We start from the raw sequence: 13,130 nt of genomic DNA, 5'->3' as shown, positions 1-13,130 counted from the left end.
AGATCGCAGCCTCGCGTTGCTCGACAGCTCCTACAGGGGCCGAGAGCAGCCAGAAAGTTGCGTGAACACCTGGGCCGAGAGCAGCCGGAAATTTGTGTGAACACCCGTAGGAGCTGTCGAGCAGCGCGAGGCTGCGATAGCGAGCTACGCGAGCGGTCCCAAACCCAATTGAATCCCAAGGCATGCGCATGAAGATTTCAAGACAAGCCTACGCCGACATGTTCGGCCCCACCGTCGGTGACAAGGTCCGCCTGGCCGATACCGAGCTGTGGATCGAAGTCGAAAAAGACTTCACCACCTACGGTGAAGAAGTGAAATTCGGCGGCGGCAAAGTGATCCGCGATGGCCAGGGCCAGAGCCAGTTACTGGCGGCGGAAGTGGTCGACACGCTGATCACCAACGCGCTGATCATCGACCATTGGGGCATCGTCAAAGCCGATGTCGGCCTCAAGGATGGGCGTATTGCGGCCATCGGCAAGGCCGGTAACCCGGACGTCCAGCCGAATGTAACCATCGCGGTCGGCGCCAGCACCGAAGTGATCGCCGGCGAGGGGATGATCCTCACGGCGGGCGGTGTCGACACGCACATTCACTTCATCTGCCCGCAGCAGATCGAAGAAGCGCTGATGAGCGGCGTCACCACCATGATCGGCGGCGGCACGGGCCCGGCGACAGGCACCAACGCCACCACCTGCACCTCCGGCCCTTGGCACCTGGCGCGGATGCTACAAGCGGCGGATGCGTTCCCGATGAACATCGGCCTCACTGGCAAGGGCAACGCCAGCCTGCCGGAGCCGCTGATCGAACAGGTCAAGGCCGGGGCTATCGGCCTCAAGCTGCACGAAGATTGGGGCACCACGCCAGCGAGTATCGACAACTGCCTGAACGTCGCCGACCAGTTCGACGTACAGGTAGCGATCCATACCGACACCCTGAACGAGTCGGGTTTCGTCGAAACCACCCTCGCCGCGTTCAAGGGTCGGACCATCCACACCTACCACACCGAAGGGGCCGGTGGCGGCCACGCGCCGGACATCATCAAGGCCTGCGGTTTCGCCAATGTGCTGCCGAGTTCAACCAATCCGACCCGGCCATTCACCCGCAACACCATCGACGAACACCTCGACATGCTGATGGTCTGCCACCACCTGGACCCGAGCATCGCCGAAGACGTGGCCTTCGCCGAAAGCCGCATCCGCCGCGAGACGATTGCGGCCGAAGACATCCTTCACGACCTCGGCGCGTTCTCGATGATCAGCTCCGACAGCCAGGCCATGGGCCGCGTCGGTGAAGTCATCACCCGCACCTGGCAAACCGCCGACAAGATGAAAAAGCAGCGCGGCGCACTGGCAGGTGATGGCGAGGGCAACGACAACTTCCGCGTCAAACGCTACATCGCCAAGTACACCATCAACCCGGCCATCACTCACGGCATCAGCCATGAAGTGGGCTCGATCGAAGTCGGTAAATGGGCCGACCTGGTGCTCTGGCGCCCGGCATTTTTCGGCGTAAAACCGACGCTGATCCTCAAGGGCGGCGCCATTGCGGCGAGCCTCATGGGCGATGCCAACGCCTCGATCCCGACGCCGCAACCGGTCCACTACCGCCCGATGTTCGCCAGTTACGGTGGTTCGCTGCACGCCACCAGCCTGACGTTCATAAGTCAGGCGGCGCAGGACGCGGGCCTTCCCGAAGCACTGGGGCTGAAAAAGAAAATCGCCGTGGTCAAAGGTTGCCGCGAGGTGCAGAAAACCGACCTGATCCACAACGACTACCTACCCAACATCGATGTCGATCCACAGACTTATCAGGTCAGGGCCGACGGCGTGCTGCTGTGGTGTGAACCCGCGGATGTATTGCCTATGGCCCAGCGGTATTTTCTGTTTTGATTTCCAGTCAGGCATAAAAAACCCGGCACGAAGGGCGTCAATCTTCGTGCCGGGATGGCTGTATTGTCAGGTCAATCAGTTGCTCGGTTCAACCGTAAAGGGTATCTCCACCCTTTGCAGCTTCGCCCGATCCATCGCCTGTTGGGTCAGGGTCTTCAGCAGCGTTTTCATCTCGGTGTCGATCAAGTTCAACTCGGCAGCATAGGCCTCATTGCTCATGACTTGCCCCGGGCCAATCGCGCTGTCCGGTTTGCCCAGCTCTGCGGCGAGCACCCTCAGTTCCTCTTTCAGGCCGGCCTTTGCCTCAAGCGAAAGATCCTGTTCGGTCGCGCGCTTATCAAGCGCCATGAAAAACTCCGTCGTTGCATCGATTCGACGCCTGAACACCTTGAACGCGCGACGATTCGAGCCCTGGACGTAAGACGCCCAAAATGGCTGTTCAACGATGGAATCACGCAGCAAATCGCCGGCCTCCAGATCCAGTACCCGCCGATAGGCATCTTCGATCATCTCAGACGTGACGCCCGTGTGCGTGCGGAACTGCAGATCACGGGATTGCCAGGGCAGATCAAGTCGCTCGGCCAGGTCCGTCATGTAGCCCAAATGTACCTGGACCTCATCGATGGTCCCCACAACATCGCCATTGGCATCGTTCACCATGAACCGTTCACCGTTCGCCAGTCGTTTGGCGACCACTTGGTGGGCAATCCTGCTCAACTCATCCAGACGGGATTTGCCTCTGGCAAGCTGCACCAGTTCAGCCTCCACCAGGCTTGGACTCCCCAGCGCATAGGCTTCGTGGATCAGCACCTCCACACCCATTGAATTGAACAACTGGGCCCCGGCATCCACACAGTTGGTAGCCTCGTCCCTGCCCATGACAAATAGGTTGCGCCGCAACTCACTGTCCTTGGACATCGCTTCCAGCATTCGCCAGACCTTGCTCGTCATGTCCACTCTGAATGCGTTGTCGTTCTGGAAATGGCTGGACTCAGTGAGCTTCCTGATCTTATTGAAAAAACGCTCCGAACCGAATTCGTCCTCGACACTGTTCCATATCGCCTGTTTGGCGACCCAATCTCGTCGCGTCAGGCCTTCCTCCCAATCAAGGCTGTCGCGCACACCACGAGGCGGATACGGACGATCGGGGTCCAGGCCGACGGACCTGATGTAGTTTCTGAGCGTGTTCAGAGTATCGGCCGACATCCACTGCCGTTCCCGGCTCACTACCGTCCGAGCCAACATCTCCGCCCCGACAGAGCCAGGCGTAGCCCGAGGGATGACCGTCAGTTCATTGCGTTGCAGATTCAAGTAAAAATGCCGGAATCGGGGTTGAGAAAACAATCCGTCCGGCCAGGTATTTATACCGGTCTCACCCAGCATCACCGTATGCAGCAGGCACATGCCGCCGATATCCGGCACTCGCCCTAACGGATTTCCCTGCAAATCGAGATATTGAAGTCGGGTAAGCCATCTCAAGTACGTAGCCCCCTGCAGATCCAGCACAATCCGGTTATTGCCGAGGAACAACTCCGTCAGCCCTACCATGTGTCCCACCGAAGGAGGAAATTGCGTGAGCCGGTTGCGGGTGAGATTCAGCGAACGCAGGCCCGGAAAATGATCAAGAAAGGTGACGTGTGCGTCGGTCATCTCCGTGCCCAGCAAGTTCAGGCTGGTCACGTGCTGAAAATCGGCTTCCAGAGGGGGCATGGTTCCCAAGTGTCGCCCCATGGGCATATTCGCGAGGTCAAGCACTGTCCCCTGCAGAGTCTCGAAAGAGTCCACATGCCTGGGCCCGGTTTGCTGCCAGCACTGACGAATGGCCTTGTACAACTTGTTTCTGGAATGCCATTCGGCAACGCCGGCAGGGCTGAACCTGTACGCTTCGGTCGGCGAATTCAGCCAGCGCTGGAAGTTGGTATTGAGGCGGTTGAATTCCGCTTCCAGCGCACTGGCCCGCAGCTCCGGGTCAGCCTCGTCGCCGGCACCGTCCAGATAAGCCTGGGCTTGCTCCTCCGTCCAGCCCGGCCGCACGCTCCTGACGCGTTCCTGCAACGTCAGGCGTCCGGTGAGCCGTCGAATGCCTTGAGGAAGAGGCATTCCACCGAGCAGCTTCATCGTCTCGGGATCATAGGCAGGCTTGCGCAGTGGGCTGTCCGCCAGCATCGGGCGCAGTTGGTCACGCGCCAATGGTGCATTTTGAACGGTGTGCTTGAGTGTCGCGCCTTGATTGATTTCAAAACCCAGTGCTTTGCGTTCAGCGTCAGGCAGGGCATGCAATACCGAAGAAAACAGGTCATCCGCGCCGTGCAGATGGTTGTCCTCGGCATCCCGCACTTCATAACCGTTCTCCGTGCTGACCAGGACTTTGCGCAGATCCGCTTCTTCTGGGCCAATGCTGTCGCGCAGACGGCCAGTGAAAGAATGCTCGCGAATTTCGATGCGCACCTCCTGCGGCCAGTTCGGCAAGCTTTCCAGGCTATGCAGTGCCAGTTTTTCCGTATCCGGCGCCTGCAGTGAATCAAGGAACAGCCCTTCATAGGCACGCGCCAGACGCACCTCCAGCGAGGCGGCGCGCGCCTCTTGCCTGAGGTGCAAGCCAATACGCTTTTGCTCGGCCAGCACTCGCAAGTCAGCCGGATCAGCGGCGCTCAGCAGCTCCTCTGCCATGTTGGCAGGCAATTGCGCAAAGGTGTCCTGAAGCGTCCTGGCGTCGGCAATGTTTGACTGGGCGTTCTCAGGCAGTTTCCCCGTTTCCGCCCACACCTTGAACCGGTTGAGGGTGTCGACCAGCAACGCGGGCGGCGCTTCGTTTTCGACATGCAGCCGACGCAACACATCTTCTTCGATACCACTGGCGATACGGATGCGTTCGAGCATTGCATCATCGAACGCTTCTGACTTCGCCCCCAGCCCACGCATGAGCTCGGCCGAGGTCCACTCGACAGGGCGGTCGAGTTCGGTGTGCCAGGTACCGGCGCCATCGTGGTCAAGCTTTGGCTGGTAAGCTGCGGGCCGGTCCGGATGCTGCATCCTTGGCTCGCCGGTCAGTGGATCGTCCTGCACCGCGAAGTATTTGCCGTCGCGCGGCAGCAACTCCTTATCGCCGTGCGCGTGAAGGCCTCGCCCGTTGGGCGTCGAGTCGGAACTCAAACTGACTTGATGCTCATACGGGCTCAAGTCCGGGTTCCAGAGGCGGGTCTTGCCGTCAGCGAGTACGACCGGCTTCAACTGGTCGACAAATGCCGAAGGCTTGATCGCGGTCGCTGCGCCCGTCGGCAACACATGCCCTGCTCCCATGATTGCCAGCTGGGCCGCATTGATCAGGACGCCGGTCAACAATGCCGCCGCTTCGTCCTTGTCGCCCTTGCTCCAGTCTTCGATGCCCTCCATGGTTTCAAGCAGCATTTGCCCGATCATGACGCCCAGCATGGCCTCCCCCAGGCCCGGCACCAGCATCGCGCCGAAGTTGAATACGTTCCAGCCGATGCTCACGTAGCTGCTCAATCGCGCCCAACGGGCGTTGGCATCTTCATCGCCTGTGGGAACGGCAATGTGCCGCGAATCCGCGATGGCCTTATCGCACCGCCATCGGCCGAGCGCCGGCCAGAGCAAACCGTCAATCAGGTTGGTGACCGGCTCGGCATCGGGGTTCTCCACCGCAGTCTCTCGCCACCACGGCCCCATGCTCAACGGTTCGCGCTGTTGCCAGGTGAAGGTGCTAAAGCGCTCTTTGACACGAGTGAAAAACTGTCCTTTGTCTTTTTGCGGTACGAAGCGGCTGAAAAATTGTTGGTAGTCCGAGGAGCGCAACTGGCTCGTCAGCTCCTTCATGAAATCGGTGAAGGATTTATATTCCTTGAGAGGATGCTCAGGATCGTCGGGCACATAAGCGATCAAGGCACCGTCGAGCCGACTTTGATTATCGATATCTTCGCGGCGCAGCATCTCATCGACGGCACCGCTGGGACCGTTGGCAAAAAAGGCTTTGAGAAACTTGAACTGGTCAAATTCCTGCCCGGGCAAAATGAGCAGTTTGCGTGCCCAATCCATCATTATTCGTTGATGTGTCGGCTCCAGGGCGTCGTAAATCTTTTTGATTTTCGTTGGATCTGCCACGGCACTGAACAACACGATACCCGACAGTTTCACGCCCATCAGGGACAGTCGATGAGACTGTAACGGGCGCTTGCCCATCGTGATGTTTGTCTGGTTGTCCCGCAGTTGCTGCAACTTGCCGTACGCATAAGAAGTGATATCGCCCTTCAAATATGCAATCAGCGCCGACTCATTGAACGCAGCTTTTTCGGTCCCGATGAAGTGTTGCTCAAGTGAGGCCTTTGCACCTGCCGCCGCAGGGGCCAGCAACCCTGTGATGTGCCGCTGATACTGCGCACCGAGATCCAGCTCCCGACAAAGGCTCGCAAAACTTTCGATGGTCAACGAATGACGTTGCAGCTCACCTTCGGCATCGGTGGTGAAAATTCCCGAGCCATCGCGAAAGGCGCCGGCACGGGTTTCAGCGTCCTCAAAGTTATGCAGCGCAGCCTCCAGCAACGTTGACTCCCTGAGCCGGCTGGCATTGTTGTCGATGCCAAACCCCAGCAGGGCTGGCACGTAAAGCCGAACCGTCGTGGCCCGCACATCCAGTTCCAGGCTCAGCTTTTCTTGCAGGGCCTGAATGAGCAAGGGCTCTGCGAACTCGTTGATGTCCTTTTTCAGATCACCCAGCGTGTCATCCAGATCGCCTTGCAATCGCCAGCGCTCGTTGCCGAGTTCCTTGAGGTATTGACGGTCAATGGCACTTGCCTTGACGTACCACACAGGGAAGTCGACTGCCTGGGTTGCCGTCGCTACACGTTTAGACAGAGTAGGGCTTTTTATAAGCGCTGGAACGTTGGTTGCCAGGTAACTCAAATACCGATTGTCGCCTGCCGGATTATTGGCAGAAATATCCGACACAGATCCTTCTGATGATTCATTCATTTTCGCAACTGTCCCTGTGCGTTCATAAGAACGACCAGCTTATTCAATACCTCAAATAACAAAAGATTAAATAACTGCTGTAAAACCAGCATAAACGCCCAATAACATTAAACTTCAGAACCTGAAAAACAATTAAATACCACCCCGACAACCACCGTGGCTGATCCTGCTCGTCAACGGTAGTTTTGACCCGGTCTTAAAGGCGCTAAAATGCGAGACCGTCAAGCGCTTACTGCGTGGAGCCTTCGACCATGCGTTTATCCGAATTCATCGTGACTCACGTCGAGCGTATCGTCGACGAATGGGAGCTGTTCGCCCGAACCATCGCCCCCGACCCTGATTCCATGGACCGGACGCTCCTGCGCGACCACGCCACATTGATCCTGCTGGCCGCTTCCCGCGACATGAAGACCGCCCAGACCGGCCTCGAACAAGCGGCCAAGGCCAGGGGCGAAGGCCCGGAAAAAACACCCAGCCTGGACAAGGCCGCGGCCAGCCATGGCGAGCTTCGGCATAACGTGGGGTTTGATCTGGTGCAGATGACCTCTGAGTTCCGGCATTTGCGGGCCAGCGTGATTCGCCTGTGGGTCAACAGCCTGGAGTCGCCGGACGTGGTGTACATGCAGGACATGATCCGTTTCAACGAAGCCATCGACGAAGCCCTGGCCGAGTCCACCGCAGCGTACGCCGAGCAGGTCAATCGTTCACGGGACATCTTCCTGGCCATTCTGGGCCATGATCTGCGCACCCCCTTGCAGGCTGTGAACATGTCCACCGAGATGCTGCTACGCAAGGCCAAACTGGACACCGACGCCCAGACCTATGTGACAAGCATCAAGAGCAGTGCCCGGCACATGGCGGCGATGGTCAGCGACTTGCTGGAGCTGGTACGTAGCCGGCTGGGCAGCAGCCTGCCGATCGAACCGGCACCGATGGACCTGGCCGCCGCCGCAAAAGCTGCGCTGGACGAAGCCGGCGCCGGGCAGCCGGACTGCAACTCACAACTGATCGTCGAAGGCGACACCCATGGTATCTGGGACCGCACGCGCCTCAGCCAACTGCTGCAAAACCTTGTCGGTAATGCCTTGCAGCACGGGGCCAATCGACACCCAGTGACGCTGAGAATCATTGGAGAAAAAGATCAGGTGACGCTGACCATGCACAACCATGGCGAGCCGATTCCCGCCGAGGCACTGCCGACGATATTCGACCCACTGGTGCGCAGCGCCAGCGAAGAACTCACCGGCCCCTCCACCAGCCTTGGGTTGGGCTTGTTCATCGTCAAACAAGTGGTGGATGCGCATCAGGGCACGATCGAAGTCAGTTCCAGCGAGGCCGAGGGCACGACCTTCAGCGTGGTGTTGCCGAGGGTGTCGCGGGTGGTTTTGTAGTGGTGGACGTGAGTGAAGACCACGACTGTGGCGAGGGAGCTTGCTCCCGCTCGGCCGCGAAGCGGTCGTAATCCAGCAATCGCTTTCCATCTGAATACTCGCGGCGGCCGATATTAGGGTCGCTACGCCCGAACGCGGACCGACCCGCGGGAGCAAGCTCCCTCGCCACAGAAGCCCCCTCGCCACAGGTTCGGGGCTGCCCCCTGACCAAGGCTGCTACGAGATGGGGCTATTCGACCAGCAACCGCCCCAACCGCTGCCTGAGCATGCGATTCTCGGCGCGTAGTTGCTGCACTTCTTCAAGCAGGTCGAGCGCCAGGGCGACGCCTTCCCATTCCAGATCCAGGTCACGCCGTAACTTGGCGGCACGCTTGGCGACCGCCAGTTCATAGTCGTTGAAACGCCAATCCTTGGGCTGCGCGCCCTGAGGTTCGAGGATGCCGTGTTCGACGATTTCGATCACGTAGACGTCCGGTAAATCGGTCGCCTCACAGAATTCTGCCATGTCCAGTTGAACGATCAGGGGGTTGCTCATGATTGGCTACTCCTTCTCTTGACTCAAAAATGCTCCCGCGGATTGAAAGCGGCTTTCTTCGCCAGCTCCTGCCACAACGCTTTGACGTCATCGTCGATATGTTTGGGCATTACCGCCTTGAGCTGCACGAACAGGTAACCGCGCTGCCCGGCCTTGTTCAGCAGGCCGTGGCCTTTGGCGCGCATGCGCTGGCCGTTCTGGCTGCCGGCTGGAACTTTCAGGTTGATCTTGCCGGTCAGGGTCGGCACCGCGACCTCTGCACCCAGCGCCAGCTCCCACGGGGCCAGCGGCAAGGTGATGATCAGGTTTTCACCTTCAACGTCGTATTTCGGGTGCGGCGCAAAACGAATGGTCAGGTACAGGTCGCCATTGGCGCCGCCACCGACACCCGGTGCGCCCTGGCCCTTGAGTCGAATGCGCTCACCATCGGTGACACCCGCCGGAATCTTCACGTTCAGGCTTTTGCTGGTATTGCTGACGTGCTGGCCGGCCGCGTTGTACTGAGGCACCTGGAAGCTGACCTTCTTCGATTCGGTCGACAGGGTTTCTTCCAGAAAAACCGGTAATTCCATTTCCACGTCTTGCCCTCGACGACCGGCACTGCGACCAGACTGTCCACCCCCGAAACCCGGGCCACGGTTACCAAAAATCGAACTGAAGAAGTCCGAAAAATCGCCACTGTCCTGACCGCCGCCAAAACCACCCGCACCACCACGCCCCTGCCAACCCGGCGGGCCCTGGAACGGTTGTCCGTGCTGGCCGTATTTGCGCAAGTCGTCGTATTCGGCGCGCTTGTCGGCGCTTTTCAGCGCTTCATAGGCTTCCGAGACATCCTTGAACTTGGCCTCGGCGTCCTTTTCCTTGCTGACGTCAGGGTGGTATTTGCGCGCCAGCTTGCGATAGGCGGCCTTGATCGCCTTATCGTCAGCAGTCGGCTCCACACCGAGAATCTTGTAATAGTCTTTGAAGTCCATCGAGGGAATCACCATCCGTTATCGATATCGCGCAGCCAGGCACAGCATGCACTGATTGGCTGCCGCAGGCTTGACCGATCTCAAGAATCTGATCGGGCAGCACATCTGAAGTTTATCGGCAGCCGGGGCGGATCACTTGATCACAGGGTGGCTGCCACGCCATGTCCGTATGTTTGGGGAACAAGGATAGTCTTTCAAGTGAGCGATGACCTTGAATTTAGCGGATAGTCGGCCTTCGATTCTGCGCCGCTCTGACATACACTGCGCGGCCGTTTTTTAACCGGAACCTGAAAGACATGAAAAACGCATCTCCAGCCCGTGCCTGCGGTATCGACTTTGGCACGTCCAACTCCACTGTCGGCTGGCTGCGCCCTGGCATGGAAACGCTGATCGCGCTGGAGGACGACAAAATCACCCTGCCGTCGGTGGTCTTCTTCAACATGGAAGAACGCCGCCCGGTGTACGGCCGGCTGGCGCTGCACGAGTATCTGGAAGGCTACGAAGGCCGCTTGATGCGCTCGCTCAAAAGCCTGCTGGGCTCCAAGCTGATCAAGCACGACACCAGCGTCCTGGGCACGGCAATGCCGTTCAAGGACCTGCTCGGGCTGTTCATCGGCCAGCTGAAGAAGCGTGCCGAGACCGCCGCCGGTCGAGAATTCGAAGAAGTGGTGCTGGGGCGTCCGGTATTTTTCGTCGATGACGATGAAATGGCCGACCAGGAAGCCGAAAACACCCTGGTGGACGTAGCCCGCGCCATCGGTTTCAAGGACGTCTCGTTCCAGTACGAACCGATTGCCGCAGCGTTCGACTATGAGTCGACCATCGAAAAGGAAGAGCTGGTGCTGATCGTCGACATCGGCGGGGGTACGTCGGACTTCTCCCTGGTGCGCCTGTCCCCCGAACGACGCGGCCACGACAACCGTCACGACGACATCCTCGCCACCGGCGGCGTGCACATCGGCGGGACCGATTTCGACAAGCAACTGAGCCTCCAGGGCCTGATGCCGTTGTTCGGCTACGGCAGCCGGATGAAAAGTGGCGCCTACATGCCCACCAGCCACCACATGAACCTGGCGACCTGGCACACCATCAACTCGGTGTACTCGCAAAAATCGACCCTGGCGTTGGGCAGCATGCGCTACGACATCGAAGACACCAGCGGTATCGATCGCCTGTTCAAGCTGATCGACCAGCGCGCCGGGCACTGGCTGGCCATGGAAGTGGAAGAAACCAAGATCCAGCTGACCCATGCCGACAGTCGCCACGTGCCGCTGGACCGGATCGAACCGGGTTTGAGTGTCGAATTGAGCCGGGCGCTATTCGAATCGGCCATCGATAACCTGCTGGAACGGGTGCGCAACAGCGTGACCCAATTGCTCAACGATGCCAATGTGCGCGTCGACCAGGTAGATACGGTGTTCTTTACCGGTGGTTCGAGCGGGATTCCGGCGCTGCGTAACAGCGTGTCGGCGATGCTGCCGAACGCGCAGCATGTTGAAGGGAACATCTTCGGCAGCATCGGCAGCGGCCTGGCGATCGAGGCGATGAAGCGTTACGGCACCCTGGCCTGACGCAACCCCTGTGGCGAGGGGGCTTGCCCCCGTTCGGTTGCGCAGCAACCGCATAACCGGTTATCGCGGTGTGTCTGACAACATACGGTTGTTGGTTTCTGGGCTGCTTCGCAGCCCAACGGGGGCGCGCCCCCTCGCCACAATGGAATCGGCGCCGCACCGACTACAGCGTCAAACCATCCCGATCAGCTTCAACTCGCTCTTCAGGTACGCGTAATAAATCGGCCCTGCCACCACCCCCGGCAGGCCGAACGCGGCTTCGAACACCAGCATTGCCAGCAGCAACTCCCAGGACTTGGCACTGATCTGCCCACCGACGATCCGCGCGTTGAGGAAGTATTCCAGCTTGTGGATAAAGATCAGGTAGCCCAGCGCCGCCACCGCAACCCAGATCGACAACGACAAGCCGACGATGGTGATCAGCGTGTTGGACATCAGGTTGCCGATCACCGGCAGCAAGCCCAGCAGGAAGGTCAGCACGATCAGGGTTTTGGTCAACGGCAGCTTGATCCCGAACAGCGGCAGGATCACTGCCAGGAAGATCCCGGTAAAAAAAGTGTTGAGCAGGGAAATCTTGATCTGCGCAAAGACGATATTGCGAAACGCTTGAACCAGCAGGTGCAAACGGTCGAACAGTGCTGCCGCCAGGGGTTTGCGTTGGGTCAGGTCAGGGATGCGCTGCAAGGCGATGATCGCCCCCAGCACCATGCCGATCAGCAACGTGACGAACATGTGCGCGGCGTCTTTGCCGACCAGTTGCAGGTCGCTCAGGTGTTTGCTCAGCCACTCGCCGATGGCCACGCGAAATTCAGCGGCGCTGGCGGGCAGGTAAGCGTCGATGAATGGCGGTAACTGGCCACGCGCCTTGTCGACCACCAGCATGAATTTGTCCAGGGAAGCCCCGGGGTTTTCCGCTTCATGCAGCAGAAAACTGATAGCACCGGCAAAAATCAGCGCCAGTACGCTGACCACCAGCGTGCCAAGCAAGGCCACGGCCAGCCAGCGTGCACGCCGTCCTTCGATCAGTCGTTGCAACTGCGGGGTGAGCATGTTGACCAGTTCGAACACCAGTAACCCGGCCAGCAGACTGGGCAACAGTCGCAGCGGTATCACCAGCAGTAGCCCACCAAAAATGATCACCCAACTGACCAACAGCAACACGTGACGCTGAGAAAACGTTGGCATACAGCCTCAAAACAAACGGCGTTAAAGGATTGGCAGTCTGCCAGCCTTCGGGCATTGAAGCGAGCGGATGACTTCACCACCGTAGGAGCAAGGCTTGCCCGCGATGAACGATGACGCGGTCTGTCAGTTCCACCGCGGTGCCCCTATCGCGGGCAAGCCTTGCTCCTACAGAGGGGCACGGGGAGCGCAGCTTATTTTTTCTTCAGGCAATCGCTCATGAAGGTTTTGCGCGCATCACCTTTAAGCGCCTTCGCGGTAGCGGTGGCGTTGCAGGTTTTCATCTTCTCTTGCTGAGGGGTCATGGGTTTGGCCGCCTCTGCTGCCGGCGCGGCTTTCAGGCAGGTACTCATAAAGGCTTTGCGCTCATCACCCTTGAGGGCTTTCGCGGTGGCGTCGGCATTGCAGGTGGCCATTTTGTTCTGTTGTGCCGTGGCGGCAAAGCCTTGGGAACAGAGCAGCAGACCGATCATCAACAAAGGGATACGCAGCATCTTCATGGAGTTTTCTCCTTGTTACCGCACCGATGGGCGCGGCCTCGAACGGAGTGTAGACAAATGCCGTTACACCTTCACCTTTCAACTATGACGACCTGCAAAAAA

At 59.0% G+C, this 13,130-nt stretch carries 8 protein-coding genes; 3 read left to right on the top strand and 5 right to left on the bottom strand.

The features are described from left to right. Positions 1-188 precede the first annotated feature (188 nt). Positions 189-1,889 carry an urease subunit alpha gene (gene ureC / locus AC3WK5_RS05655; protein WP_103317037.1) on the top strand — a complete coding sequence of 567 codons (1,701 nt, stop codon included), beginning with the start codon at positions 189-191 and terminating at the stop codon, positions 1,887-1,889. Between the two features lie 75 nt (positions 1,890-1,964). Here the strand turns inward: ureC and AC3WK5_RS05650 are convergent, their stop codons facing one another. Further along, entirely contained in the window at positions 1,965-6,875 is a 4,911-nt protein-coding gene (locus tag AC3WK5_RS05650) for an NEL-type E3 ubiquitin ligase domain-containing protein (protein WP_256585214.1), read from the bottom strand. Positions 6,876-7,126: 251 nt separating this feature from the next. Between AC3WK5_RS05650 and AC3WK5_RS05645 the strand changes: the two genes are divergently transcribed. Continuing rightward, positions 7,127-8,266, top strand: coding sequence for a sensor histidine kinase (locus tag AC3WK5_RS05645; protein WP_103317014.1), 1,140 nt, complete (start codon positions 7,127-7,129; stop codon positions 8,264-8,266). A 229-nt stretch (positions 8,267-8,495) separates the two neighbouring features. On the opposite strand, the gene AC3WK5_RS05640 is transcribed toward AC3WK5_RS05645, so the two are convergent. Further along, positions 8,496-8,801 carry a chaperone modulator CbpM gene (locus AC3WK5_RS05640; protein WP_103317015.1) on the bottom strand — a complete coding sequence of 102 codons (306 nt, stop codon included), beginning with the start codon at positions 8,799-8,801 and terminating at the stop codon, positions 8,496-8,498. A 23-nt stretch (positions 8,802-8,824) separates the two neighbouring features. Continuing rightward, on the bottom strand, positions 8,825-9,775 hold the full coding sequence (locus AC3WK5_RS05635; RefSeq protein WP_054598224.1) for a DnaJ C-terminal domain-containing protein: 951 nt from the start codon (positions 9,773-9,775) through the stop codon (positions 8,825-8,827). Between the two features lie 296 nt (positions 9,776-10,071). Here AC3WK5_RS05635 and AC3WK5_RS05630 point away from each other — a divergent pair, with 296 nt between their 5' ends. Beyond that, entirely contained in the window at positions 10,072-11,346 is a 1,275-nt protein-coding gene (locus AC3WK5_RS05630; protein ID WP_054595407.1) for an Hsp70 family protein, read from the top strand. Between the two features lie 171 nt (positions 11,347-11,517). Here the strand turns inward: AC3WK5_RS05630 and AC3WK5_RS05625 are convergent, their stop codons facing one another. After that, positions 11,518-12,531 (bottom strand): AI-2E family transporter, encoded by a 1,014-nt coding sequence (locus AC3WK5_RS05625; RefSeq protein WP_054595406.1) that lies wholly within the window; start codon positions 12,529-12,531, stop codon positions 11,518-11,520. Positions 12,532-12,722: 191 nt separating this feature from the next. Next, entirely contained in the window at positions 12,723-13,028 is a 306-nt protein-coding gene (locus AC3WK5_RS05620; protein ID WP_103317017.1) for a PsiF family protein, read from the bottom strand. Between the last annotated feature and the right edge of the window lie 102 nt (positions 13,029-13,130).

The organism is Pseudomonas sp. FW306-02-D09B, assembly GCF_058782685.1.
Note: the sequence above shows the minus strand (reverse complement) of the source record. Positions and strands in the feature narration are given on the sequence as shown.

Coding starts and splice junctions, on each gene's coding strand:
- ureC (WP_103317037.1), top strand. CDS start 189: ATGAAGATTTCAAGACAAGCCTACGCCGACATGTTCGGCCCCACCGTC.
- AC3WK5_RS05650 (WP_256585214.1), bottom strand. CDS start 6,875: ATGAATGAATCATCAGAAGGATCTGTGTCGGATATTTCTGCCAATAAT.
- AC3WK5_RS05645 (WP_103317014.1), top strand. CDS start 7,127: ATGCGTTTATCCGAATTCATCGTGACTCACGTCGAGCGTATCGTCGAC.
- AC3WK5_RS05640 (WP_103317015.1), bottom strand. CDS start 8,801: ATGAGCAACCCCCTGATCGTTCAACTGGACATGGCAGAATTCTGTGAG.
- AC3WK5_RS05635 (WP_054598224.1), bottom strand. CDS start 9,775: ATGGACTTCAAAGACTATTACAAGATTCTCGGTGTGGAGCCGACTGCT.
- AC3WK5_RS05630 (WP_054595407.1), top strand. CDS start 10,072: ATGAAAAACGCATCTCCAGCCCGTGCCTGCGGTATCGACTTTGGCACG.
- AC3WK5_RS05625 (WP_054595406.1), bottom strand. CDS start 12,531: ATGCCAACGTTTTCTCAGCGTCACGTGTTGCTGTTGGTCAGTTGGGTG.
- AC3WK5_RS05620 (WP_103317017.1), bottom strand. CDS start 13,028: ATGAAGATGCTGCGTATCCCTTTGTTGATGATCGGTCTGCTGCTCTGT.